The 22,971-nt window shown below is 63.8% G+C and carries 19 protein-coding genes and 3 tRNA genes; 17 read left to right on the plus strand and 5 right to left on the minus strand.

Going from position 1 to position 22,971, the window contains the following annotated elements; translation table 11 throughout:
• Nucleotides 1-22 precede the first annotated feature (22 nt).
• Genes PWJ82_RS00440 through PWJ82_RS00450 form a run of 3 tightly spaced genes read right to left on the minus strand, consistent with a single transcriptional unit; the run spans nt 23 to nt 3,111 of the window.
• Nucleotides 23-1,561 carry a DUF2142 domain-containing protein gene (locus tag PWJ82_RS00440; RefSeq protein WP_274734838.1) on the minus strand — a complete coding sequence of 513 codons (1,539 nt, stop codon included), beginning with the start codon at nt 1,559-1,561 and terminating at the stop codon, nt 23-25.
• The gene (locus PWJ82_RS00445) at nt 1,558-2,490 is read right to left on the minus strand and encodes a glycosyltransferase family 2 protein (protein ID WP_274734840.1); all 933 of its coding nucleotides are present in this window, start codon (nt 2,488-2,490) and stop codon (nt 1,558-1,560) included. Before PWJ82_RS00445 ends, PWJ82_RS00440 begins: the two co-directional genes overlap by 4 nt.
• Before the next feature lie 3 nt (nt 2,491-2,493).
• Nucleotides 2,494-3,111: a dTDP-4-dehydrorhamnose 3,5-epimerase family protein gene (locus tag PWJ82_RS00450; RefSeq protein WP_126135032.1), complete on the minus strand. Its 618-nt coding sequence runs from the start codon at nt 3,109-3,111 to the stop codon at nt 2,494-2,496.
• Between the two features lie 170 nt (nt 3,112-3,281).
• Here PWJ82_RS00450 and PWJ82_RS00455 point away from each other — a divergent pair, with 170 nt between their 5' ends.
• On the plus strand, nt 3,282-4,976 hold the full coding sequence (locus tag PWJ82_RS00455) for a DUF2142 domain-containing protein (RefSeq protein ID WP_274734841.1): 1,695 nt from the start codon (nt 3,282-3,284) through the stop codon (nt 4,974-4,976).
• A gap of 37 nt (nt 4,977-5,013) precedes the next feature.
• Nucleotides 5,014-5,871: a dTDP-4-dehydrorhamnose reductase gene (rfbD, locus tag PWJ82_RS00460; protein WP_274734843.1), complete on the plus strand. Its 858-nt coding sequence runs from the start codon at nt 5,014-5,016 to the stop codon at nt 5,869-5,871.
• A gap of 122 nt (nt 5,872-5,993) precedes the next feature.
• On the opposite strand, the gene rfbA is transcribed toward rfbD, so the two are convergent.
• Nucleotides 5,994-6,884: a glucose-1-phosphate thymidylyltransferase RfbA gene (rfbA, locus tag PWJ82_RS00465; protein WP_126135029.1), complete on the minus strand. Its 891-nt coding sequence runs from the start codon at nt 6,882-6,884 to the stop codon at nt 5,994-5,996.
• 220 nt (nt 6,885-7,104) lie between these two features.
• Between rfbA and PWJ82_RS00470 the strand changes: the two genes are divergently transcribed.
• Genes PWJ82_RS00470 through PWJ82_RS00480 form a run of 3 tightly spaced genes read left to right on the plus strand, consistent with a single transcriptional unit; the run spans nt 7,105 to nt 11,870 of the window.
• A complete protein-coding gene (locus tag PWJ82_RS00470) occupies nt 7,105-7,455 on the plus strand; it encodes a WhiB family transcriptional regulator (RefSeq protein ID WP_016443139.1) in 351 nt (116 codons plus the stop codon).
• A 36-nt stretch (nt 7,456-7,491) separates the two neighbouring features.
• The gene (locus PWJ82_RS00475) at nt 7,492-10,491 is read left to right on the plus strand and encodes a glycosyltransferase (protein ID WP_274734846.1); all 3,000 of its coding nucleotides are present in this window, start codon (nt 7,492-7,494) and stop codon (nt 10,489-10,491) included.
• Entirely contained in the window at nt 10,491-11,870 is a 1,380-nt protein-coding gene (locus PWJ82_RS00480; RefSeq protein WP_274734847.1) for a DUF5719 family protein, read from the plus strand. The genes PWJ82_RS00475 and PWJ82_RS00480 overlap by 1 nt, the downstream gene beginning before the upstream one ends.
• Here PWJ82_RS00480 and PWJ82_RS00485 read toward each other — a convergent pair.
• Nucleotides 11,867-12,304 carry a metallopeptidase family protein gene (locus tag PWJ82_RS00485; RefSeq protein WP_039898916.1) on the minus strand — a complete coding sequence of 146 codons (438 nt, stop codon included), beginning with the start codon at nt 12,302-12,304 and terminating at the stop codon, nt 11,867-11,869. The genes PWJ82_RS00480 and PWJ82_RS00485 overlap by 4 nt on opposite strands.
• A 36-nt stretch (nt 12,305-12,340) precedes the next feature.
• On the opposite strand from PWJ82_RS00485, the gene PWJ82_RS00490 reads away from it, so the two are divergent.
• The 12 genes from PWJ82_RS00490 (at nt 12,341) to rpmG (ending at nt 22,805) form a co-directional block, all read left to right on the plus strand.
• Nucleotides 12,341-12,730, plus strand: coding sequence for a DUF3499 domain-containing protein (locus PWJ82_RS00490; RefSeq protein ID WP_126135026.1), 390 nt, complete (start codon nt 12,341-12,343; stop codon nt 12,728-12,730).
• A gap of 134 nt (nt 12,731-12,864) precedes the next feature.
• On the plus strand, nt 12,865-13,548 hold the full coding sequence (gene mtrA, locus PWJ82_RS00495) for an MtrAB system response regulator MtrA (RefSeq protein ID WP_126135025.1): 684 nt from the start codon (nt 12,865-12,867) through the stop codon (nt 13,546-13,548).
• The gene (mtrB, locus tag PWJ82_RS00500; RefSeq protein ID WP_274732822.1) at nt 13,545-15,437 is read left to right on the plus strand and encodes an MtrAB system histidine kinase MtrB; all 1,893 of its coding nucleotides are present in this window, start codon (nt 13,545-13,547) and stop codon (nt 15,435-15,437) included. Before mtrA ends, mtrB begins: the two co-directional genes overlap by 4 nt.
• The gene (locus PWJ82_RS00505; protein WP_274732821.1) at nt 15,434-17,155 is read left to right on the plus strand and encodes an LpqB family beta-propeller domain-containing protein; all 1,722 of its coding nucleotides are present in this window, start codon (nt 15,434-15,436) and stop codon (nt 17,153-17,155) included. The genes mtrB and PWJ82_RS00505 overlap by 4 nt, the downstream gene beginning before the upstream one ends.
• Before the next feature lie 159 nt (nt 17,156-17,314).
• Nucleotides 17,315-18,187: a ComF family protein gene (locus PWJ82_RS00510; protein ID WP_274732820.1), complete on the plus strand. Its 873-nt coding sequence runs from the start codon at nt 17,315-17,317 to the stop codon at nt 18,185-18,187.
• A gap of 187 nt (nt 18,188-18,374) precedes the next feature.
• Entirely contained in the window at nt 18,375-19,028 is a 654-nt protein-coding gene (hpf, locus tag PWJ82_RS00515) for a ribosome hibernation-promoting factor, HPF/YfiA family (RefSeq protein ID WP_274732818.1), read from the plus strand.
• Nucleotides 19,029-19,638: 610 nt separating this feature from the next.
• A complete protein-coding gene (locus PWJ82_RS00520) occupies nt 19,639-21,000 on the plus strand; it encodes an FAD-dependent oxidoreductase (RefSeq protein ID WP_274734861.1) in 1,362 nt (453 codons plus the stop codon).
• 45 nt (nt 21,001-21,045) lie between these two features.
• Nucleotides 21,046-22,095, plus strand: a complete 1,050-nt coding sequence (locus tag PWJ82_RS00525; protein WP_274734848.1) for a lipoate--protein ligase family protein — start codon at nt 21,046-21,048, stop codon at nt 22,093-22,095.
• A gap of 147 nt (nt 22,096-22,242) precedes the next feature.
• Nucleotides 22,243-22,324 (plus strand) — tRNA-Tyr (locus tag PWJ82_RS00530).
• A 97-nt stretch (nt 22,325-22,421) separates the two neighbouring features.
• Nucleotides 22,422-22,494 (plus strand) — tRNA-Thr (locus PWJ82_RS00535).
• Nucleotides 22,495-22,521: 27 nt separating this feature from the next.
• Nucleotides 22,522-22,595 (plus strand) — tRNA-Met (locus PWJ82_RS00540).
• 39 nt (nt 22,596-22,634) lie between these two features.
• Nucleotides 22,635-22,805, plus strand: coding sequence for a 50S ribosomal protein L33 (rpmG, locus tag PWJ82_RS00545; protein ID WP_274734849.1), 171 nt, complete (start codon nt 22,635-22,637; stop codon nt 22,803-22,805).
• Nucleotides 22,806-22,971: the final 166 nt, after the last annotated feature.

The following is a 22,971-nucleotide window of genomic DNA, read 5'->3' on the forward strand; positions in this document are numbered from 1 at the left end:
CATAACAAGTAAGCCCAAGGAATTATATGACGGGCGCGGGAGAATCGGCACATCTGCGCGCGTAGCGCCACGTGAACACCAGGTACGTTCCCGCTACCGTGATGGCGAGCGCGGCGCCGATGAGGGCGTGCGGCGGGGTATCGGTGAGGACCCGCCCCAGTGGCGCCGTGGTGATGCCCGCGTAAAAACGCCAGGCCATCCGCACCGTGATATCAACGGTGGCCAGGAAGAAAAGAGCGGAGGTCGCGCGAGCGAGTGCCCCGCTCACCGTGGAACGACGGCGCCCGGAGGTCGCTATGAGCATCACGCACACCCAGAAGAGCGGGAAGAGGAAGGGGAAGCCGTAGCGGCCCTGCCAGATAGGGAAGGTGGTGCGGCTGAGCACCAGGGTATTCATGAGGACGGCGCTGAGCGGTAGCGATATAAAAGCCAGGGCGATAGACACCCGGTGCCGCGCCTTCCCCCCATGCCACGCGGCCGCCACAACGGCGAAGATGACCACCCAGTAGAGCACCGTGACCGGTACCGAGGTGGTGACCGAGCGCCAGCCGGCCGTTCCGATGGTTTCGTGCATGTAGTAGCGGAAGTTCCCGAGCAGGCGCAAGGTGAGAGCACCCCAGCCGTCGTTGATAACTTCGGTGGGAGTGGGGCCGTAGATTGTGGAGATGCGGGTCCAGGTCAGCCAGCCCAGGCACCCGGCCGCGCAGAGTGCCATAAATATCCCGAAAGCGCGGGTACGAATATAGGTGCGCACCCGCTCGCGCCCTAATACCCCGGCCAGCAGCAGGCACATGGCAATAGCCCAGTACGGACCTACCGGGCGTGCCAGAATGAGCAGGACTGCCGCGCAGCCTCCCGCGATCCACCGCCTCGCCGTTTCCCGCGGGGAAAGGGACTGAACAAGCGGGATGAGGCACCCGGCCATGGCGAGGGCCGCCCCGATTTCCAGACTTTGGGGATTAGAAAAACCCGCGAAGGTGAAAAAAGCCGGGGTGAGGACGGTGAGGGCGATGCAGGCTTCGAGGCGATGGGGTAAGCCGGCCACGAAGGCGGAAACCCCGAAAGCTGCCAGTAACGAAAAGAGCAGCGCGGAACATATTCGCACGGCCCAGAGCGCCGCCGCACCGCTGAGAAAACGCAGGGGCTGGTGGGTGAGGGCGTAGTAGAGGGGCGGGTAATTGACCGCGCTTGTTCCCATTTCCCGCAGGGTGGCATCGGAGCTGAGCGGGGGTGAACACCACGCCGTTTGGGCGCGGGTGGTGCGCCAGCAATCGGGGGCACCCGAACGCAGGTAGCGCGGGGCGAGTACCCGTTCCGATTCGAGCGGGATATTACCCGTGACCACCTGGTACCCGTAAATTTCGTGCACGGGTTCATCCGGGGAGCCCTGCAGCGGGGTGAGCAGGCTCAAGCCTGTGGTGTAGCAGAGAAAAGCGAGAAAAGAAAAAAGGAAAATCCGAGGGGACCACAGGCCGCGGGCGGTGGGAGCGGGCGGGTCGGTCGGAGCGGGCGGGGCAGCCGGAGCAGCCGGAGGAGCGGGGCGGTGCGGACGAGGTGTCATACTGCCGCATCACCGATGCGTCCGCCGCGCCGCCGCCGCGCATCACGTAATCCCTGGCGCATGAGCTGGCGCCGCTCGGCCCCGCGGTCGAGGAGCAGCCCGTTAAAAGCCAGGTATTTCGCCAGCCACCAGGCATAGCGCACCCGCCACTTGCCCGGGAATAGCGAACTGCCAATCACCCGGGCGGTATTGCGCACCAGATAGTAATTGCGGATCGGGGCATGGACGTGGACCGGTTGCGTGCGCCCGGGAAGAAGAACGACGGCGTCACCTAGGGAGTGGTAGAGCCGGGCGGCCGTCACGCACACCAGGCGCCACCCCTGGCTGCGGGCCCGCACGCCCCACTCCAGGTCCACGTGGTCGATAAAGAGGGCGGTGCCCATCCCGCCCACGTCATCGAGCGTCTCCATCCGAATGAGGCAGCCGGAGGCGATAAGGAAAGCAACGTCGAGGACCGGGCGTTCCAGTTCGGCCGCGGTGGCGCGCTTGGGGGCCCACTCGCGGGCAACGTAGACCAATTGGTCCTCCCCTTCGCGTTCTTCGCTGGGGAGGGGGCCGGCGGCACCGATCTGAGGATCACCGGCCAGTACCTCGAGCAGGCGGGCCACCATATCCGAGCCGACCAGGGAATCCTGATCCATGAGCAGTACGAAACGAGCGCCGCGGGCGCGAGCCTGCTCAATGCCGATATTCGTGGCCGCCGCAATCCCGAGATTCTGGGTGAGTGAAATGAACTGGGCATCCACCGCGCGGGCGCTTTCCGCTACGGCTGCCCGGCGCGATTCTTCCGAACCGTTATCAATAACCACCACGTGCCCGACCTGCATGGCCAGCGCGGTGAGACGAGCGGCGCAATTCCCGTCCGGGTTATAGGTGATAACGACCGCGGTGACCTGGTTGGCAAGGGCAGATAGCTCAGCCCGCTTCATAATTTAGCTCCGCAGAGTGCCAAGGAATGCCTGGACATCCTCGTAGCGGGGGAGGAGCCCGCTGCGTTCAGCCTCGTCAAGACCGGGGGCCTCGGTATCCTTCGGGGAGAGCAGCAGCTCGAGCTTTTTGCCCTGCCGATCAGTTTCCGGGAAGACCAACCCCACCTGCGAGCACAGTGGATTCACCCCGTGTTCCCGCCCGGGCGCGTATTGCGCCGAGCACAGGTAGACCACGGTGGAATCATCTTCCAAAGCTACGAAGCAGTGACCCAGGCCCTCCGAAATATAAATGGCTTTCCGGGTGTCATCATCGAGAAGAACGGAATCCCATTTTCCGTAGGTGGGGGATCCCACCCGAATATCGATAACAAAATCGAGAACCGCACCGCGCGGGCACATCACGTACTTTGCCTGGCTGGGCGGCACATCAGCGAAGTGGATACCGCGGACGGTGCCGGCCTTCGACACGGAGGTATTTACCTGGCGCACATCCAAACGATGACCGATTGTCTCTTCAAAAACGGAGGATTTGTAGGCTTCCAAGAAAATACCGCGTTCGTCGGGGAAATGTTTGGTGGTGATTTCCCATGCGCCCGCAATCGCTAATTCCCGAATCTCCATGACGTTATCCTTATGTCGGCTACTCGATGTACGGGAACTACGATACCGTCTCCGCGCCGGTGATGCGGAAGCTAGACTGGAAGAGCTAGCGCCTTTCCTTGGTCCCGGCCTCATTTAGCCGGTGAGGAGGGCAGGCCGCCAGGCGCCCTGTCAATTCCCCGAAGGACCGTATGAGAAGCACCGATACCACCATGAGCTCACGCCGTTTCTTCACGTGCGCGGGCTTCCTCACGGTTCTCTTCCTTCTGTGGCAAATGCTCTGGGCCCTTGGCAGCCCGCCGCTGCGTACCCCGGATGAACCCCATCACCTCAATTCCATTATTCGACTCGAGCAGACGGGGCAGTGGCCCGACCCGGGAACAAGCTGGCTCTACCGCGATATTTTTGAGGCGTCGCGGGCTAGTGGTCTGCTCGTGGAGGGTGCCCCCAGCTACTCCTTGCATTACCGCACTCGCCTGGGGCGAGATGCCTGGATAGGTGCGGATCCGGATTCTTATCCCAGCCAGAAAATTCTCCCGCACGAGCAGCGCAGTTCCCTACGGGCCGAGGGGACAGTTCCGATTTTGGATCAGATGACCCAGCATCCCCCGCTCTATTACGCCGGCGGGGCACTGGTGCTCCGCGCCACCGGGCTGACGGATGCCCCCTGGGATCGCCAGATCCTCACCCTGCGGCTCTATTCCATTGTGCTGACGTCGCCCCTGGTGCCCTGCCTTATTTTCGCGGCCCGGCGCGCCGGTCTCAGCCGACGTGGCGCTCTGCTGGCCTCCGGCACCGTGTACGCAATCCCCATGCTCGCCTTTATCTCCGCTTCGGTTACCAATGACGCGCTCTTCATCGGTGCCGGAGCCCTCACCATGGCAGCGGTGAGCGCGGCCATGTTCGGAGCCGGGCGGTGGCGTACCGTATTCGGGGCGGGGCTTGCCCTGGGGCTCGGCTTGTGGAGCAAGGGGATTTTCATTCCCATGGGCTTGGTGGTCTTTCTCGCCTTCCTTGCCAATCCGCGCGTAGGAACATGGGGGCGGCGCCTGGCCCAGGGACTGAGTGCGGGACTCATCGGTGTTGTGACGGGCGGGTATTGGTGGTTGCGCAATATCCTGCGCTACGGCGTTATCCAACCGGATGGTTTCCAGGCCGAAGCCAAAGCGCCGGGCAGAGACATCGGCTTCTTTGCCGAGCGGGTGACCACGTCCTTTGTGGACTCCTTCTGGTCGGACTTCGGGTGGTTAGATGTCACTTTTGCCCCGCCGCTCCTCATTCTTCTTACTCTTCTCGCACTTATTCTTCTTGTTCGCGCCCTCCGTACCCACCCGGATAAGCTGTGGCGCTTCCTCATCTTCACCTCGAATATTGTGCTGGTCCTAGGAATGCTTATCGTGCAGGCGTATAGCCAGTACCGAGGATTGGGAATTATCGGCGGAGTGCAGGGCCGCTATCTTTTTGCCGGAGTTGTGGGCTTGCTCGTGGTCATCACGATGGGCGCGGCCGGGCACCACTGGGATCCGCCACTGCCCGAAACCGCGAGCCGGCCCCGCTACCGCGAAGAAGCAGGGTGGCGCAGTTTCCTCCTCCCCGCGCTGGTGGCCGGAAGCATGCTCCTCTCCGCGTACGCGATGCTGCTGTGGTTGCGCTCGTGCTACCCGGGGGCTTTCTTGGGCATAGGTGTAGAACGCTGGGCACGTGCGGCTGGACTGCCGGCACCGTTGCTCGTGAGCGTCGCGGCCCTCGGGTATGCCGCGCTCCTGGCGGCCGGGGTAGTGTGTTATCGGCTTACCCGCGCCCAGCTGCTGCCCCAGTTTCGCCCCGTGAGGCCGGCGCATCAGAGTGCCAGCTCATCTCACCCTGCCGCGGCTTCGGTCCAATGAGTACAATTACGCGGGTATAGACAAGGAAAGGACACCCATGCGCTGGATGGTTACCGGAAGTCGGGGAATGCTCGGCCAGGATCTCGTTGCTTTGCTCGCACAGCGCGGGCAGAACGTGCTCGCCGTGGATAAGAGCGAGCTGGATATTACCGATCCGGCCGCGGTAGCGCACCTGGTCGATAAGGTCGACGTCGTCGTTAATGTTGCTGCGCACACAGCCGTAGATAAAGCCGAAAGCGAGGAGGCTGCGGCCTTCACCATCAACGCAACCGGCCCGCAGATCCTGGCCCGGCGCACCGCCCGCATCGGCGCGAAACTGGTGCAGGTGTCCACCGATTATGTATTTTCCGGCGACGCCGTGGACCCTTACGAAGAAAATGACGTCATGAACCCCAAGGGTGCCTACGGGCGCACCAAAGCCGCAGGCGAGTGGGCGGTGCGTGCCGAAACGGACGACTACTACATCGTGCGGACCGCGTGGCTCTACGGCGCGCAGGGTAATTGTTTCCCGAAGACGATGGCACGCCTGGCCTCCGAACGCGATGCGCTGTCCGTCGTGACCGATGAAGTGGGCCAGCCCACCTGGACCGTGGACCTCGCGGATCTGATTTACCGCATGGTCGAGGCGAATATTCCCTCCGGGACCTACCACGGAACATCCTCGGGAAAGACGAACTGGTGGAATTTCACCCGCGAGATCGTTTCGACGCTGGGCAAAGACCCGGCGATGGTAGGGGAGACGACGGCGGCTGCTTTCAACCGCCCCGCCCCGCGCCCGCATTTCTCGGTGCTCTCGCACGGTGCCCTGCGCCGGGCCGGTATCGAGCCGATCGGGGATTGGAAGGAACGCTGGGAAGCCGCGGCCCCAAGCGTGCTCGCGGAGTACCTGGGCTAGTCGAGTACCCGGGCTAGTGAACTAGCTCGGTAGACGAACGGGGCGGCCGACACCATGTCAGCCGCCCCGATTGCTTGAGCAGACCCGAGTCACGCGCCCGGCGGGCTCGCTCGAGTAGCGCTTTAGTAGCTTGCCGAAGGAATATCGTGCTGGGCTTCCAGGATCCCGAGCAGGTAGTCCCCGTAACCGGATTTACGCAGTTTCTCCCCGCGTTCCCGCAGTTCCGCATCGGTGAGGAATCCGCGCCGCCAGGCCACTTCCTCCGGGCAGCCCACCGAAAGACCCTGGCGGGCCTGGATGGTGCGTACGAAGCTGGTGGCATCCGCGAGGGAATCGAAGGTGCCGGTATCTAGCCACGCGGTACCGCGGTCGAGCACCTCAACCTTGAGTTTGCCAGCTTCCAGGTACTTGCGATTGACATCGGTAATTTCGTATTCCCCGCGTGCGGACGGTTCGAGGTTGCGGGCGATCTCGATAACGTCGTTGTCGTAGAAGTACAGACCCGGCACCGCGAAATTGGACTTCGGGTGGGCGGGCTTTTCCTCAATGGAGATCGCCTTGAAATTCTCGTCAAATTCGACGACGCCGTAGGCGCGCGCATCCGAGACATGGTAAGCAAAAATAGCGCCACCATCAGGATTGGTATTGCGTTCCAAGCGGCGGCCCATCGTGGGGCCGTAGAAAATATTATCTCCGAGCACCAACCCGGCCGGTTCGTTACCGATGAAATCGGCGGCGATGGTGAAAGCGGTAGCCAGGCCGTTGGGCACTTCCTGCACTGCAAAAGAAATGCTGATGCCGAATTGGCTGCCGTCCCCGAGGAGCCGGTGGAAGGCCGGGGCATCTTCGGGTGTTGTAATGACCATGACGTCACGAATCCCGGCGAGCATCAGGGTGCTCAGCGGATAGTAGATCATCGGTTTGTCATACACGGGTACCAGCTGCTTGGAGGTGCCCAGCGTAACGGGATGAAGTCGAGTGCCGGAGCCTCCGGCCAGAATGATTCCACGCATAGGGTCATTTTTGCCTATTTGCAGGCCGGGCGCCACCGGCCGGGCCGGTTACGCCCGCGGTGATTGTGAGCAAATCGCCCAAGCGGCACAAGGCGCGCCCGGACGCGGCAACACGCCGCACTCGAACGAAAGTTCGGGTGGGCAATATACCGCTTTCGCTTGACTTTTGGGGTATGACACGCTTGTAATTTATAAAGACACCTTGGTTAGAGGAGGACATGTGCGGAGGATTAATCCCGGCTTGCGCGTCGCGGGGAACGGCGGATTGACGCCGCAGGACGCCCAGGACGCCATGCTCGATATCTTCGACCTCGGTTATGAGAAGGCCGATTCGGCATCCCTGCACTGGCGTGAATCCGCGCTGTGTGCCCAAACCGATCCCGATATTTTCTTCCCGGAAAAAGGCGGCTCCACCGCCCCCGCCACCTCGATCTGCCACGAATGCCCGGTGCGGGAGGAATGCCTGGAATACGCCCTCCAACATGATATTCGTCACGGTATCTGGGGCGGCATGTCGGATAATGACCGCCGGCGCCTGAGTCGGCAACGCCGCCGCGTCGGCGAGGCATAACCGCCCAGCGCCCGCGCTGGCGTAGCATCAACAGCAATGCAGTTCAGAATTCGCGCTCTCGTTATTACCCGGCCGGGCTCCGCCTACCTGGAGGACACCCTCGCCGCGCTGGAATCCTCCACCCGGAAACCCGATGCCATCAGCGTGCTCACCGGAAAACTCGGGCTGGCGGTCAATGAGGCGCTTGCCGCGGATAGTCGTAACGCAACGGGCGGTGAACCGCGCGATACCGAAGAATCCAGCAGCGCAGAATCCACCACCGGCTACGACGCCTACTGGATCCTCCACGACGATAGCGCCCCCGCCCCGGATGCCCTCGCGAATCTCGCCCGCACCCTGGAAAACGCCGCGAATATTGGCGCGGTGGGTTGCAAACAGGTGGACTGGTCCGATCCGGGTGCGCTTCTGGAAGTCGGAATCCGCGCCACCCGCAGCGCGCGGCGGGTTCCCGAAGTGGCCCTGGACGACCGCGACGGCGGGCAGCTGGATGGGCGTTCTGATGTTCTCGCGGTGGGAAGCGCCGGCATGCTCGTGCGCGCCAGCGCCCTGCGCGACGTAGGCGGTTTCGATACCTGGCTGGGGCCTTTCGGGGACGGACTCGAACTTTCGCGGCGTTTGCGCGGAGCGGGCTGGCGCGTCGTCGTCGAACCTGCCGCCACCGTGCGCCACGCGCGTGTGTCCCTCGGAAACGACGGCCGTGATTCTTTCGCGGCCCGCCGCGCCGCGCAACTCTATAACGCGCTGCTCGCCGCGCCCGCGCTGCTCGCGCCTTTCCTTTTCCTCGGTTACGTGCTGCTCGCCCCGGTGCGGGCGCTGGTGCGCCTCCTCGGGAAAGAGGCACGGCTTGCGGACGGTGAAGTGCGCGGGGCCGCCCGCCTGATCACGAGCCTTCCCGCGCTGGTGCGGGCGCGCCGGCGGCGCCGTCGTACCGAAAAGAGCCGCGCCGGACTCGCGGCCCTCGAAGCGCGCGGGCGCGATGTACGTGCGGCCCGGCGCGAAATGACACGCAGTGAACGGGAGAAAATCCGTTTGGTGGCGCGTCCGAATCCACTCGAAGAAGCAGAACGACGGCGCTGGCGACGGTCCACCGCACACGCCCGGCGCACCGTCCTCCTCCTGACCGCCCTCGTGGCGGGTGTGGCTGCCTTCCCGCTGCTGCGCGGCGGGTACCTGATGGGCGGGGCGCTGCGCCCCGATGCCCTTAGCGGCACGGAACTGCTGCGCGCCAGCCTGCCCGGCTGGCTCGCGGTAGGGGATGGCACCCCGGGGCGCATCGACGCGCTGTGGACCCTCCTTTCCCCGCTGGCCCTGGTACTACAACCCTTCGGGGGCACCCTGGGGGACGCGGCGGTACTCCTGCTTCTCGGCGCGCCCGTGCTGGCCGGCATGACGGCTTTCTGGGCGGCCCGCACCCTCACCTTCTCCCCGCACGTGCGCGCGGTGGCCGGCCTGGTGTGGGCCGGAGCCGGGCCCCTGGTGGGGGCACTGAGCGCGGGCCATGTGGCCGGAGCGCTCGTCCATATTCTCTTGCCGGTGCTGGCCGCCTCGGTGCTATCCGTGTGGCGCCTGCCCCGCACCCGCGACCGTATCGAATCCACCGCGGGCCTGGGCACCGCGGCGCTGGCCGGTATCTACCTGGCCGCGGCCGCCCCGGTGATGCTCGCCGTTCTTCTTCTCATTGCGCTGGTGGGGGCACTGCGCTGGCGGCGTGCCCGCTGGCTGTGGGTGGTGATCCCGGCGGCCGTTGTGGTCATTCCCGGGCTGGAGGCAAACTGGCGGCTGCTTTTCGCCACTCCGGGAGAGCCCTTCGCCGCCCGCCCGGTCCCGCTCGATCTCCTTTCCTTCTTCCCGCTCACCCAGCCGAACTCCCTCCCGTGGCTCGGGGAGATTGCCATGATCTGCGCGGCTTGCCTCGTGGTCATCGCGGTGCTGGCCCTGGGGCGTGCCCGCAACTGGCAGCGCATCCGCGCCGGCTGGCTTATTGCCGCGGCCGGTTTCGCCTGGGCGGTTGCCTCCACTCACGTTTCCGTGGCCCGGGTGTACGACGGCGCCACCGCACTCAGCGCGCCGGCCTGGAGCGGTATCGGCTTGAGCGTGGCCTTTGGCGGGTTGTGGATTGCCCTGGTGAGTGCCGGGGACGGCCTGCGTACCGATATGAGCGGACGCTCCTTCGGGCTTTTCCAGCTCCTGGGGCTCGGATCCGTCGCGGTGCTCATCCTCAGTGCTCTGGCTGGGTCGGGTCTTTACCTCAGCCGCGCGCTCACCGGCACCACCGAGCTGCACCTAGAAACCGGCCGGCAGGTGCCGGCTGCCGCCACCCTCGAAGCATCCTCCCCGGACCGGGTACGGGTCCTGGCGCTCTACCCGGCTGAGGATGGTATCCGCGCCGAAATCTGGCGCGGGCCGGGCCGCCAACTCACCGATAGCACCATGGTCGGCGCGCTCGCGGCCCTGGAAGGAAGCTTCGCGAATGACGCCGCCGCAGCGGACTTAGCCAGCGCCGTCGCCGATATGAACGCCGGAAACCCGCGCGCCGCAGAGACTCTAGCCGAACACGCCATCTCCTACGTGGTCATCCCCGCCCAGGCCCCGCGCGCCGGAGAGCTGGCCCGCGCCCTGGGCGCAACCGGGCGTTTCGATATGATCAGCTCCAATGAGCAGCAGCTTTCCTGGCGGCTCACCCGCAGCGAGGCGCGCGCCGTGGACGCCGCGCGCCTCACCCTGGACGGCAGCGCACTACCCGCCGGGCGCTACCGCGCGGATACCGAACTCTCCGAGCGGGCGGGGCGCAGCGGCGGGATTGTGCGCCTGGCCGAACGGCATGATCCGCTCTGGGAGGCTCGCCTGGACGGCCAGCTCCTCCCCACCTATAACGCGGGATGGGCCCAGGCTTTTGAGATTCCACCCGGGAGCTCCGGGCGCCTGACAATCTCCTATAACCGCACCGGGGACGGGCTGGTGGCCGCAGCGCGGATCCTTGCCGTGGCCGCAGCGCTCGTGGTCGCCATCCCTGTGCGGCGGAAGGTGGTCGAGTAATGGATCAGATTCGTGATGCAGCCGAAGCGGGGCGCGCCAGCGGGCGCGGGGCGCGCTGGCGGCACCTGACGGTGCGAGCCGGTAGCGCACTCGGGGTGGTGGGAATCGGCGCCGCGGTAGCGGCGGCCGCCGTCGTTCTTCCTACCGCCGCACCCCGCGCGGTAGAAGCGGAGGTGGCCAGCGCGGGAGAAGCCCCCACCCAGCTGCTGTGCGGGGGTGGATTTGAACAAACTATTTCCGCGGGTATGACCGTGGAAGGCACGCCCGCGGCAAACGCGGACAACATCGCCACCCAGGTGCTGCTTTTCGGCACCGCGGATAAGGAGGCGCGCGCCGCGCTTCCCACCGGAACGATCCTGAGTGCCGATCCCGGTGAGGTCCTCTCCGGCGCGGTGGCCTACAGTGCCCAGGGCGGTAACGGGCGCGGCCTGGCCGCTAATCCCTGCGTGAGCGGGGCGGGGGACCTGTGGATCACCGCTTCGGCCACCAGCGTGGGGTACTCCAACCAGCTTCTGCTCACCAATCCGGGCGCCGCGCCTATCACCGTGCGGGTCGACGGCCTGGGCGGTGCCGGGCCGCTCGGCACGGTGCGGGTGGCCGTTCCCGGGCGCTCCACCGTACGTCACACCCTGGACGGGCTGCTCGCTGAGGACTCCCGCCTCGCCCTCCACCTGAGCACCCCGGCCGGCACTTTCGGGGCGACCCTGCAAAATCAGCGTATTTCCGGCACCAGCGGTGCCGGGGTTGATTTCACCACCGGGGCCCCCGCCGCCACGGAGCTCACCATCCCAGGGATCCCGGAGGGTTCCACCCTGCGTATTGCCAACCCGGGCGAAGCCACTACGTTCACGGTGCAACTGACCGGAGAAAACGGCACCACCCGCACCCTTCCCGGTGGGGAGGACGTGGAGATTGCCGCAAATTCGGTTATGGACCTCACCCTGGCCGGTATCGACCCGGGCACTTACGCGGTGCAGGTGCGCGGGGCGCAGGCCCTCGCCGCGGGTGTGGCGCTGAGCGGCGGCGGAGATGTGGCCTGGGCCAGCCCGGTTGCCCCGGCCGCCCGCACCGCGGGAAGTTTCGGGCCCGGCCCGGCCCGCCTGGCCCTTGCCGGGCGCGGCCACGTGGAAATCACCCCGGTGGGAGCCGACGGCGTGGACCTCGACCCCGTAGATGCCCAAGTTTCGGGGTACACCGCGGTGGAACTACCCGAAGCTGCGCGCGGCTACCGCATCGAGGCGGAAAACCCGGTGAGTGCCGCCGTGCTTGTCCTTGCCCCGAACGGGGAAGCAGGCGGGGCGAGCGGAATTGATTGGGTGAGCGCGGTCGCGGACCAGCGTGAAGCGCTCTCCGCCCGCGTCGCGGTGCGCCAGAACTAAAAACCGCGCCGCAAAAAATCGATGTCCTCGGGGTGGCGGGAAATCGCCGCGGCAAGCTGTTCGGTGACGATATCGTGAATGACGATACGGGGGAAAGGGCTGGCCATCGCGGTGCGCATCATTGGCATCCGGTAAAACAGCAGGCGGGCCCGCACCGCGCCGCCGCGCTCGAAGGGAAGGAGACGCGCGAGGGGCACCCCATCCTCCCAGGGGGAGGGATCGGAAGCCGGAACGTCCATGACCGCGAAATCAAGATCGCGCATTTCTTCACCGAAATGGGCGCGATACGTCGCTAATTCAGAGGCGATGATGTCGTCGAATTTATCTGCGCGGGTGCGCCAGGCGGGCAGGGTATAGGGGAGCACCGGTCCTTGAATTCCCCGTCCGTGCCGATCACGGCGGCGGGGGCGAGGCGTGGAAGGAAAAGTGTCCATACCCCAAGGTTACACGGGCGTGCTAACGTCTAAGGCGTGAGTCCGTTGAGAAAGTGTTCCCGCACCACGTGCCAGCAGCCGGCTGTTGCCACGTTGACCTACCAGTACGCGGAAGCAACCGCCGTGATCGGGCCGCTCTCACCGGTGGCCGCCCCGGGCACCTTTGACCTGTGCGAAGCGCACGCGGAATCGGTAACGGTCCCGCGCGGCTGGCAGATGATCCGCTTGCGCACCGAATTTGAACCGGCCCCGCCCTCGGATACCGACCTCATGGCCCTCGCGGATGCCATCCGGGAAACCGCCACCCGCCAGCCACCCGAACCCACCCGCGCCACCCGGCGGGTGAGCCGCCCCTCCGATGTGGCGGTGCGCCCGCGCCTGAGCGTGGTACGCGGTGAGGAGCCGGAAACGCCGGCAGCCGACTAGCTGTTGTGTGCACGGGAGCCGGCTGCCAACTAGCAAGACTCGAGCACGACGGCGCATCTTCGGCCGCGCGCCCCTTCCGCACGCTATTCGCGCATTTTTCTGCACGATTGCCACGAACGTGAGAAAATGGCGCTATGACTATGCGCGTTCTTGTGGTCGATGACGATCCCGGTATCTCTGAAATGGTGGCGATCCTGCTGGAATCGGAGGGATACGCCGTGACGGTGTGTGCCACCGGCACCAATGCGCTGCCTATTTTCCGGGCAGAAACACCGGATATTGTGCTTTTGGATGTCATGCTGCCCGGAATGAGCGGGGTGGAGGTGGCCCGCCAGCTGCGCGAAGAAAGCGATGTGCCCATCATTATGATGAGCGCGCTCACCGATTCGGTGGACGTGGTGGCCGGCCTGGAAGCCGGGGCGGATGATTACGTCACCAAGCCCTTTGAGAACTCGGTGCTCCTCGCGCGCATTAAGGCGCGCTTGCGGCGCACCGAACCGGAAGTGGAAACGCTGCGGGTTGCCGATCTGGTTATCGACCCGCGCGCCCACCAGGTCACGCGCAACGGGGAAGATCTCCACCTAACGCCCCTCGAATTTGAGCTGCTCACCACCCTGGCGCGCAAGCCCTACCAGGTGTTCTCCCGCGAAGAGCTCCTGGAACAGGTGTGGGGCTACCGCCACGAGTCCACCGATACCCGCCTCGTGAACGTGCATATTCAGCGCCTGCGTTCCAAGGTGGAAAAGGATCCTGATAACCCCGAGGTGGTTATTACCGTGCGCGGGGTGGGGTACCGGGCGGGGGCAACCCAGGAGTGAGTCAATTTTCGCGGCGCGGCTATATCCATCGCAGCCTCGGGAGCATGGGGCGTGGCGCGCTCACCTCATTTTCACAATCCTGGCGCACCTCCCTCAACGCGCGGGTGGTTTCCGCGATTGTGGCTATCGGCGTGCTCACGAGCATCGTGACCGCGGTTATTGTTGCCAACCAAACGCGTTCGCAACTTTATGACCGTGCCGTCAGCGCTGCCACCGAGCAATTCTACGGTGCCCGCTCCCAAGCCCAATATGTTTTTGACTCAGCTAATGCCCAAACTTCCGGGGCGGTCCAAGAAATCGCGAACGCGCAGGTGCGCTCCCAATTCGAGCCGATCCGCGGGGTGGTGGGCACGGCCCTCATTCGCTCTCCGGGGCAGAATACCGGTAACTACCTGGTAGCTGATGTGGGAGCGCCCACTCCCGCAACCGTCATGGATGTGCTCACCCCGGAATTACGGGAGGCGGTGCAGGAATCTTCCAGCCCGCAATGGCAGGCGGTTGCTATTGCGAAGGGGGAGGAGGCCACCCTGCCCGGGATTCTTATCGGTGCGACCGTGCGCCTTCCCAATGCTGGAATGTATGAGTTTTACACGCTCTATTCTCTAGAAAACGAAGAGGTGACGGTGGCGCAGGTGTCTCGGGTGCTTATGCTCGCCACTGTCGCGCTTCTTACCATCGTGGCGGTGGCCACCGGTGTGCTCGTTAATGTGGTCTTGAAGCCGGTGCGGGCCGCGGCGGAAAATGCCCGCCAGCTGGCCGGGGGTGCTTTCGATGTGCGGATGGATGATCGCGGGGAAGATGAATTAGCGCAGCTCGGCTCCGCTTTCAACCAGATGGCAGAATCTCTCCAGGATCAATTCACGCGCCTCGAGCGGCTCTCCCAGGTGCAGCAGAATTTCGTATCCGCGGTGTCCCATGAATTGCGCACCCCGGTTACCACCATCCGGATGGCCGGCCAGCTCATCTACGATAAGCGCTCCGAACTTCCCTCCAGCCTGCGCCGCTCGGCCGAGCTCCAGCATTCCCAACTTATTTCCCTGGACACCATGCTCTCCGACCTACTGGAGATTTCCCGTTTCGATGCGGGTTCGATGGTGTTGGAAACCAGCAAAATCGACGTTGTAGAAATTGTGCGGCGCGTGATTATTTCCCAGGCACCCCTCATCGAAGCGAACGGGGTGCCCGTCACGCTGTCCGCGCGCGGGGAAACGGTGGCGAGCGTGGATTCGCGCCGTATCGAACGTATCGTGCGCAACCTGGTGGTCAACGCGGTGGAACATGCCGAAGGAGGCCCCGTCAAAGTGCGGGTGGTGGGTTCGGATACCGCGGTGGCGGTGGAAGTATCCGACCGCGGTATCGGCTTGAGCCCCGAGCAGGCCTCTCATGTTTTTGATCGTTTCTGGCGTGCTGATACTTCCCGGGTGCGAAAATCCGGGGGAACTGGCCTGGGCCTGACCATCGCTCGCGAGGATGCTCTGCTCCACGAGGGTCGCCTGCAAGCCACCGGCGAACTGGGGGTGGGATCGACGTTCCTCCTCACCGTGCCCCGTACCCAGAAAGCAGCCTTCACCCCGCCGCTGCCTTTGCGGGTGGCGGCCGCGGAAGATTGGGACGATAGCGGGGATATTCCCATTGAAATCGTGCGTGCGGATACCACCGGGTCCCTGACCGCGGTGGGAACTACCGGCACGATTCCTGCGATCCGCGCGAGGGCGGTAGCGGCCGCGGACGCAAGCACCGGGGCCGCTGCGGCGTCGTCGCCTCAATCCGCTGCAACGGGTACGGGTGTGTCCGGTACGACGGCGCCAAGCGCGAGCGCGCCCACCGGGCCAGTGGCGCCTACCGGAACAGCAGCGCCCACCGGGCCAGCGGGAAAGGAGGAGGCATGAACGCGCACGTGCTGAAGAAACCCGGGGTGGGGCGTGCCCTCGCGGCGCTGCTCAGCGTGATGATCCTGGCGCTGGCCGGATGTGGGCGACTGCCGCGGTCCGGGCCGGTTAATGAGGCGAGCGTGCCTCCCACTGAAGAAGCTGTTTTCGGTCTCACCCCGGCCGGCCCGGCTACCGGCGCTTCACCCGAAGAAGTGATCCGCGGTTTCCTGCTGGCCGGGAGCAGCGGGGCGGGCGATGATTACGCCACCGCCCGCCAATTCCTCACCAAAGAAGCCGGCCGCACCTGGAACCCGCGCTCCCAGGTGCGCGTGTACCCGAATTCTCAAAACATTTCCCCCACCCAACGGGAGGACGGCACCTATGTTATTTCGGTGACCGCGCAGGGGACCGTGGACACCGGCGGGCGCTACACCGAGGCATCCACGGACGCCATCCACTCCACCACGTTCAAACTGGATCGTAATGCCAGCGGCGAATGGCGCATTGCCGAATTGGAAGACGGCATCATGATGACCGATAGCCTCTTCGCCTCGATGTACGTGCGTACCCCGCTCTACTTCATCGGGCCCGGCTCGGATACCATGGTTCCCGACCTGCGCTTTTACCCGCGTATGACCTTTATTTCCTCCACGATTGCCGGGCTGCTGGCCGGTCCTTCGCCCTGGCTTGCCGATGCGGTGCACTCGGAAATTCCGACCACCTTGCGCATGGCCTCCAGCCCGAAACTGGAAAGCGGCGTGTTGACTTTGGATGTCACGGCCGAAATCTCCACCCTCAGCCGAGAATCCCAGGCCCGCGCCGTGCAGCAAATCCAGCGTTCCTTTACCGGCCAGAGCGTGGTGCCGGTGCATTCGGTAAATATCACGGTTTCGGGTGAGCCGCTGGATACCATCGCCATCGCGGACCTGCCCACGTACCCTTACGGTGCGTATGACCTTACGGTGCTGGAGAATAACCGGCCCTACAAGGTGGAAGAAGGCAAAACCCGCCCGGTCTTTACCAGCGGTGTGTTCGACGATATTCACGTGGCTCGCATGGCCGGGAATTATTCCGATTCGGTGGCCTCCTACGCCCTGCTCACCGCCCAGCGCGATGCCCTGGTACGGGTAAGTACCGACGGTTTCCAGCCCTTTACGATGGTGCGCGGGGAAAACTTGGTGGAGCCCTCCTACGACTACTGGGGCTGGGTGTGGACTTCCGAGGTTGATAACAAGGGCGTGGTGCTGGCCGCGGCTGATGACGGCCGAGTGCGCGAATTGACCGCGCCTTTCCTCAAGGGGGCGCGGATTCGGGAAGTGCGGGCTTCCCGCGAAGGCGCGCGGCTGCTGATCGTGGCGCAGGTGGGGGACACCGTGCAGATGCTTATTGCTCCTATTCAGCGCGATGCCCGCCACGAGCCGACGGCGCTCGGAGATCCGCTAGAGGTGGGGCAGCGCCTGGCGGATGTGAGTTCGGTGGCCTGGATTTCCAGTACGGATATCGCGGTGCTCGGACGCGCCACGGCCGGTACCGATCCGCTGATATTCGCAGTTCGGGTGGGCGGGCCCATGGAACGCCTCAACGTCACCCCCTATCCGGGGTCGGTGCGGCTGACCGCCGGGCGCGGGGAACAATCGATCGTGGTCCTCACCGACCAGCAGGTTGTTGCCACTCGCGACGGCGGGGCCTGGCGCCCGGTTGCCACCGGCGTCACGGATATCGTGCTGCCGGGGTAGCCGGGGTAGCCGGGGTAGCCGGGGTAGCCGGGGTAGCCGGGGTAGCCGGGGTAGCCGGGTTTATCGGGTAGCTATCCACAATCTTCCCGAACGCTGCGTGTATCCACAGCCCGCGGGCCCGTGGCTGCGTTCGCGGAAAACATGCGGCACGCTGGAGCCATGTTTGTTGCTACGCTGCGCTCCTGGGCCACTGCTCTCGGTGACCTTATCTTTCCGCGCTGGTGCGCCGGATGCGGGGCCTGGGATACCACCCTGTGCCCGGTCTGCACCCGGGAGGTAGCCGGCAGCTGGCGCGGCGGGGAAGGCCGCGCCCCGGCCCTCATGCAGATCCTCCCCAACGGTGATGAAGAAGCCCTTTTCCCGGTTTTCGCCCTGGGGGAATATATCGGGGTACGCCGGCAGGCACTCCTCACTTGGAAACACGGGAACGACGCCGCACTCACCGCCCGCTTCGCCACTCTTTTCGCGCAGCGCTGCCGGCAACTCGCCCCGCTGTGGGAAGGCACGGCGCTCAGCGTTATTCCCGCGCCCTCCGGGCCGGCGCGCCACCGGTCCGGGCGTTTCATCGCCGGGCATTTAGCGCAAGCCGCAGCGCGGGGTCTGGGTGCCGGGGGAGTAGATGCGCGGGCCGCACCGGTGCTCCTGAGCGGTGAAACCCAGGGTGGTGCGCCGCTTGGTGCTGGCAACGGTGTGCTGAGCATGCTGCCGGCGCAGTTGCGGGACCGGGCACTACACGCGGCGAAAGAAAAGCGGGCCCGGGCCGGAAAACGTCACCTTGCCGGGCAGCGCGAGCGGGCCGCAAAAGGCCGCGGAATCCGGTTGCGCCCGGGTATCACCATCCCCGGGCGGGTTATCCTCGTTGATGATGTTCTGACCACCGGTTCTACCCTGGCTGGTTGTGCCCGTGCCATCGCGCAGGCTGGTGGGCAGGTGCTCGCGGCCTTGGTCCTAGCCCTGGCTCCGGATCCGCGTCCAGCGAACTCGCGCACAGCGTTATCGCTGCTCCAGCCCTTTCCGAATGTTGTGAACTGAACTACACTTAATGCCAAGAAATAACGGTGCCGGCCGCGTTAGCGGGTGAAACGAGCAATGGCGAACGTTGATCCAGGCGCGCACCGGGTGACCCAGGATAGGGGGTGGTGCCTCTCTTATCCGCGTGAGAAGCGGGCATTTTTTTCAGCGGGCCGCGCGCCCGCCACTACATCCCAAGGAGGACACCGTGGAGATTATCGTCAAGGGTAGGAACACTGAAGTTTCGGACCGTTTCCGCAATCACATTGAAGAAAAAATCGCGAAGGTGGAACAGTTCGCTCCGCGTGCTCAGCGCGTTGAGGTAGAGGTGTCGAAGGAAAAGAACCCCGCCCAAGCGGATAACTCGAAAGTTATCGAAATCACGGTTATTGACAAGGGCCCGGTTATTCGGGCTGAGGCCTCAGCTGCTGATCAGTACAGCGCCCTCGATCTTGCATCCGGAAAGCTTTTCGAGCGGCTGCGCCGCTCGCGTGATCGCCGCAAGTCCCATCGGCGCGTGGTTGAGAAGGTGGGCGAACCGCTCACGCTTACCGCGGAGGATCTCGCGGCGGAAGCCCAGGCGGAGTCAAGGCCCGAAGTAGAAGTGGAAGCAGCGCATCCCACCCGTCCCGAGACTACCGGGGAAGCGGTAGAAACCCAGCTGGGGGATTCCCCGGTTGTGGTGCGCGATAAGCTCTACGAAGCCAATCCCATGTCCGTGGATCAGGCTCTCTATGAAATGGAAATGGTGGGGCATCCCTTCTACCTCTTCATTGACGAAGAAACGAAGCAACCGTGCGCGGTTTACCTGCGCCACGGCTGGACCTACGGGATTATTCGTCTCGACACCACGGTGCACTAAACACCGCACCCGGCGGCGGCCCGTGCCGTGCTTCCCGCACTGAAGAGCGGGATACTACTAGCGGAATATAAGCGGGCTGAAGCCACGAATACACACTAAGGCGAGGGATCGAGCGTCATGCCCGGTCCCTCGCCTTATGCCCGGCTCATACCCGACCATGCGCAGCCGCCTTCGACAACAGAGTGCAACGCTATCTACATAATTAATAGGATTTCATGTCGTCAGGTTGCATCCTGTGGGATTCGCTGTTCTCGGGTTGCATCCTGCGAGCCGCGATGTCGAGGTGTTGCTTTTTGAGAGCCTCGGCAGAACTGACTGCCTATCATCGGATCGGATCACAAAATGGTACTGGAGCTACAGTCACCACCCGGTTTTCTGTCGTGCAGTACCATTCTGGGCGGCTCGATGTTCCCCAGTACCACCCTGCCCGCAGTGAGCGCGGCTCGCTAAGATAGGGGAGGTGAACGCAGAAGGAGAGTTAGCCGTGACACATACATCCCCCGCCCCGGAGCACGCCACTTCGCATTCCGCATCGGAGCAGGATTCGCCGGCAGCAACCAAACAGGCCACACCTGAGCAGGCCACACGGGAACGCCCCTATCGGGTAGCGGTGATCGGCGCGGGACCGGCCGGGATTTACGCCTCGGATATCCTCAGTAAATCCGATATCCCGGTCAGCATTGACCTTTTCGATAAGCTCCCCACCCCTTACGGTCTGGTTCGCTACGGGGTTGCCCCGGACCACCCGCGCATCGGCTCGATTATCAAAGCCCTCCATGCCATCCTCAAGCGTGGCGATATTCGCTTCCTCGGGAACGTAAAAATCGGGGAAGACGTCCACATGTCTGAAATTCACGAGTTTTACGATGCCGTCGTCGTCGCCACCGGCGCCGATCAATCCGTACCCCTCGATATTCCGGGCGCCGATCTTCCGGAAGTCTACGGGGCCGCAGATTTCGTTTCTTGGTATGACGGCCACCCGGATGTGCCGCGCACCTGGCCCCTCAACGCCCGCAACGTTGCGGTGATCGGAGTGGGGAATGTGGCCCTCGATATTTCCCGCATCCTCGTGCGATCTGTGGATGACCTGCGCGCCCACACCGATATTCCCGAGAATGTGGAGCGCGGGCTACGCGCCAACCCCGTCGAACACGTGCATATCTTTGGGCGGCGCGGCCCGGCCCAGGTGAAGTTCACCCCGCTTGAGCTGCGCGAATTGAGCGAAGTGCCCGGGGTAGATATTCAGGTGTATCCCGAAGATTTCCAATACGATGCCGGGTCTCAAGAGGCTCTGGATTCCTCGAAGATGACCCGTCAAGTGGTGGACCTCCTCACCGACTGGGTTTTCAACGACCCGGAGGAGATGACCTCCCCGCGTCGAATTCATATTCACCTCATGCAGGCCCCGGTGGAAATCCTCGGCACGGATCACGTGACCGGGATCCGCATGGAACGCACCCAGCTGCGGGGGGACGGCACCGTGGCCGGTACTGGAGAAACCGTGGATTACCCGGTAGAAGCGGTCTACAGCGCTATCGGCTACGCTTCCGAGCCGCTGGACGGGCTGCCCTGGGATCCGATCCATCGGGTTATCCCGAATGTGGAGGGTCGCATCATCACCGAAACGGGGGAGACCATTCCCGGTTACTACGTGACAGGGTGGATCAAACGCGGCCCCGTTGGCCTGATCGGCTCCACGAAATCCGATGCGCGCCAAACCATTCGCCACCTTATTGCCGACGCTCAAGCTGGAATCGCGCGCGCCACCGGGGATGGCTCGGGCGGGCGTGGGCTCCTTGACCTCCTCACCGAACGTGGTGTGAAATGGACCACCTGGGAAGGGTGGGAGCTCCTGGAAGCTTTCGAAGAAAACCTCGGAGCCCAGCAGGGGCGCGCCCGGGTCAAGGTGGTCAACCGTGACACGATGACCGCGATTTCTCGCGGGGAGTCGCACGACGGCGCACTTGTCTAACTATCCGCTTATCCCTCCCTATCCGTGACAGAAAGAAGAACGCTCATGCACGGCGAATACAAGGAACTCGGCCAGAAAATGGCGATTGTTGACCTCGATGTGGTCGATAACAAACTCGCGAATGTTCGCCTCTCCGGCGATTTCTTCATCGAACCGGATAGCGCGCTGTGGCGCATCACCGAAGCAATCGAAGGTCTGGACGCGGATTCTTCCGCGGAGGCCATCACCCAGGCGGTGGAGGCGGCGGTGCTGCCCACCGATAACCTTTTCGGACTGAGCTCACGCGGGGTTGCGGTAGCGGTGCGGCGCGCGGTGGGCCACGCTCTGGCCTGGGAAGATATCGATTTTGAGGTTCTCCACACCCCGGTCATCCACCCCGTTCTCAATATGACCATGGATGAAACCCTGCCCGAAGCGGTGGCGCGCGGGGAACACAAGCCGTTCTTACGCATCTGGGAATGGGATCGCCCGCTCGTGGTTATGGGCTCCTACCAGTCCTATTCCAATGAAATCAATCAGGACGGGGTGGATCGCCACGGCATCACCGTGGGGCGGCGTATCACCGGCGGGGGCACCATGTTCATGGAGCCGGGCAACTGCATCACCTATTCGCTGGTGGTACCCACCGCGCTCGTGGATGGGATGTCTTTCCTGGAGTCCTATCCTTTCCTCGATTCCTGGGTGATCGAGGCCCTTGCACGGGTGGGGGTAAAAGCCCACTACGTCCCCCTCAACGACATCGCCTCCGACCGTGGCAAAATCGGCGGAGCGGCCCAGAAACACTTCGCGACCGGCTACATGGTGCACCACGTCACCCTCGCCTATGACATCGACGCGGACAAGATGATGGACGTGCTCAATATGGGAAGCGCGGGCAAGAAGAACCGCGGGCACCGCTCCGCGAATAAGCGCGTGGATCCCATGAAGAGTCAGACCGGGATGGCGCGCGATGCCATTATCGAGGTGTTCAAGGACGTTTTCACCCAGAAATACGGGGCGAGCCAGGGGGAGATCACCGCGGAGGATCTGCGCGTGGCCCAGGAGCGTTACGACAAGAAATTCTCCACCCCCGAATGGATTCACCGGCTGCCTTAAAGGCGAGGAGAGTGGTGGTGGCCACGTTCCCGCCTCAAAAGTTGACAGTAACTTTCCTCCCTGGGTAATCTCATCTGGTGCCTTACGGAAGGGCGGTGAGTTAGCCTTTCTTCCGCGGGTGATAAATACTTCTTCGGAAGTTATATTGGCGGGTTTCCCGAGCGGCCAAAGGGACCTGACTGTAAATCAGATGCGTTACGCTTCGTAGGTTCGAATCCTACACCCGCCACGAAATGTCGAAATGGTTGATCTGTTTCACATTTCTCTCACTGTTGGTTTTTCAGCGTGAATCGAGTAAGCTTGGTACTCGTTGCGAAATCGGCATCGCCCCGATAGCTCAGTCGGCAGAGCGTCTCCATGGTAAGGAGAAGGTCAAGAGTTCGATTCTCTTTCGGGGCTCCGTTGCCGCCTCATGCGGTGACATGAGGCGGGGTAGCTCAGATGGTCAGAGCGCACGACTCATAATCGTGAGGTCGCGGGTTCAATCCCCGCCCCCGCTACTGAGTACCAGTAGGGCACAACCTTGAGGAGAAAAAGGAATGGCTAGCAAGTCTGCTGACGTGCGTCCCAAGATCACCCTCGCCTGCGAGGTGTGCAAGGAACGCAATTACATCATGAAGAAGAACCGCCGCAACGATCCGGATCGTCTGCAGCTCAAGAAGTACTGCTCGCGGTGCAATGCCTCCACGAACCATCGCGAAACCCGCTAAAAGCGCGGTGGCGTGATGGTCTCTCACCGGGCTTAGCCCGGTTGGGATGGCACAGCTCAAGGGAAGCCTCAATGGCTTCCCTTTTTGCTTTTCCGGTGGCCCGGGCTGCGCCGTCGTTCCGGCAGTGCGCGGGCCACAGCTGCGCCGTCGCCGCTAAAGCCGTAGG

Source organism: Actinotignum schaalii (assembly GCF_028864145.1).
GTDB classification, from domain to species: Bacteria; Actinomycetota; Actinomycetes; order Actinomycetales; family Actinomycetaceae; genus Actinotignum; species Actinotignum schaalii_B.

Excerpts from the sequence above, each read along its gene's own strand:
- PWJ82_RS00440 (WP_274734838.1), bottom strand. The coding sequence starts at position 1,561 with ATGACACCTCGTCCGCACCGCCCCGCTCCTCCGGCTGCTCCGGCTGCC.
- PWJ82_RS00445 (WP_274734840.1), bottom strand. The coding sequence starts at position 2,490 with ATGAAGCGGGCTGAGCTATCTGCCCTTGCCAACCAGGTCACCGCGGTC.
- PWJ82_RS00450 (WP_126135032.1), bottom strand. The coding sequence starts at position 3,111 with ATGGAGATTCGGGAATTAGCGATTGCGGGCGCATGGGAAATCACCACC.
- PWJ82_RS00455 (WP_274734841.1), top strand. The coding sequence starts at position 3,282 with ATGAGAAGCACCGATACCACCATGAGCTCACGCCGTTTCTTCACGTGC.
- rfbD (WP_274734843.1), top strand. The coding sequence starts at position 5,014 with ATGCGCTGGATGGTTACCGGAAGTCGGGGAATGCTCGGCCAGGATCTC.
- rfbA (WP_126135029.1), bottom strand. The coding sequence starts at position 6,884 with ATGCGTGGAATCATTCTGGCCGGAGGCTCCGGCACTCGACTTCATCCC.
- PWJ82_RS00475 (WP_274734846.1), top strand. The coding sequence starts at position 7,492 with ATGCAGTTCAGAATTCGCGCTCTCGTTATTACCCGGCCGGGCTCCGCC.
- PWJ82_RS00480 (WP_274734847.1), top strand. The coding sequence starts at position 10,491 with ATGGATCAGATTCGTGATGCAGCCGAAGCGGGGCGCGCCAGCGGGCGC.
- PWJ82_RS00485 (WP_039898916.1), bottom strand. The coding sequence starts at position 12,304 with ATGGACACTTTTCCTTCCACGCCTCGCCCCCGCCGCCGTGATCGGCAC.
- mtrA (WP_126135025.1), top strand. The coding sequence starts at position 12,865 with ATGACTATGCGCGTTCTTGTGGTCGATGACGATCCCGGTATCTCTGAA.
- PWJ82_RS00505 (WP_274732821.1), top strand. The coding sequence starts at position 15,434 with ATGAACGCGCACGTGCTGAAGAAACCCGGGGTGGGGCGTGCCCTCGCG.
- PWJ82_RS00510 (WP_274732820.1), top strand. The coding sequence starts at position 17,315 with ATGTTTGTTGCTACGCTGCGCTCCTGGGCCACTGCTCTCGGTGACCTT.
- PWJ82_RS00525 (WP_274734848.1), top strand. The coding sequence starts at position 21,046 with ATGCACGGCGAATACAAGGAACTCGGCCAGAAAATGGCGATTGTTGAC.
- rpmG (WP_274734849.1), top strand. The coding sequence starts at position 22,635 with ATGGCTAGCAAGTCTGCTGACGTGCGTCCCAAGATCACCCTCGCCTGC.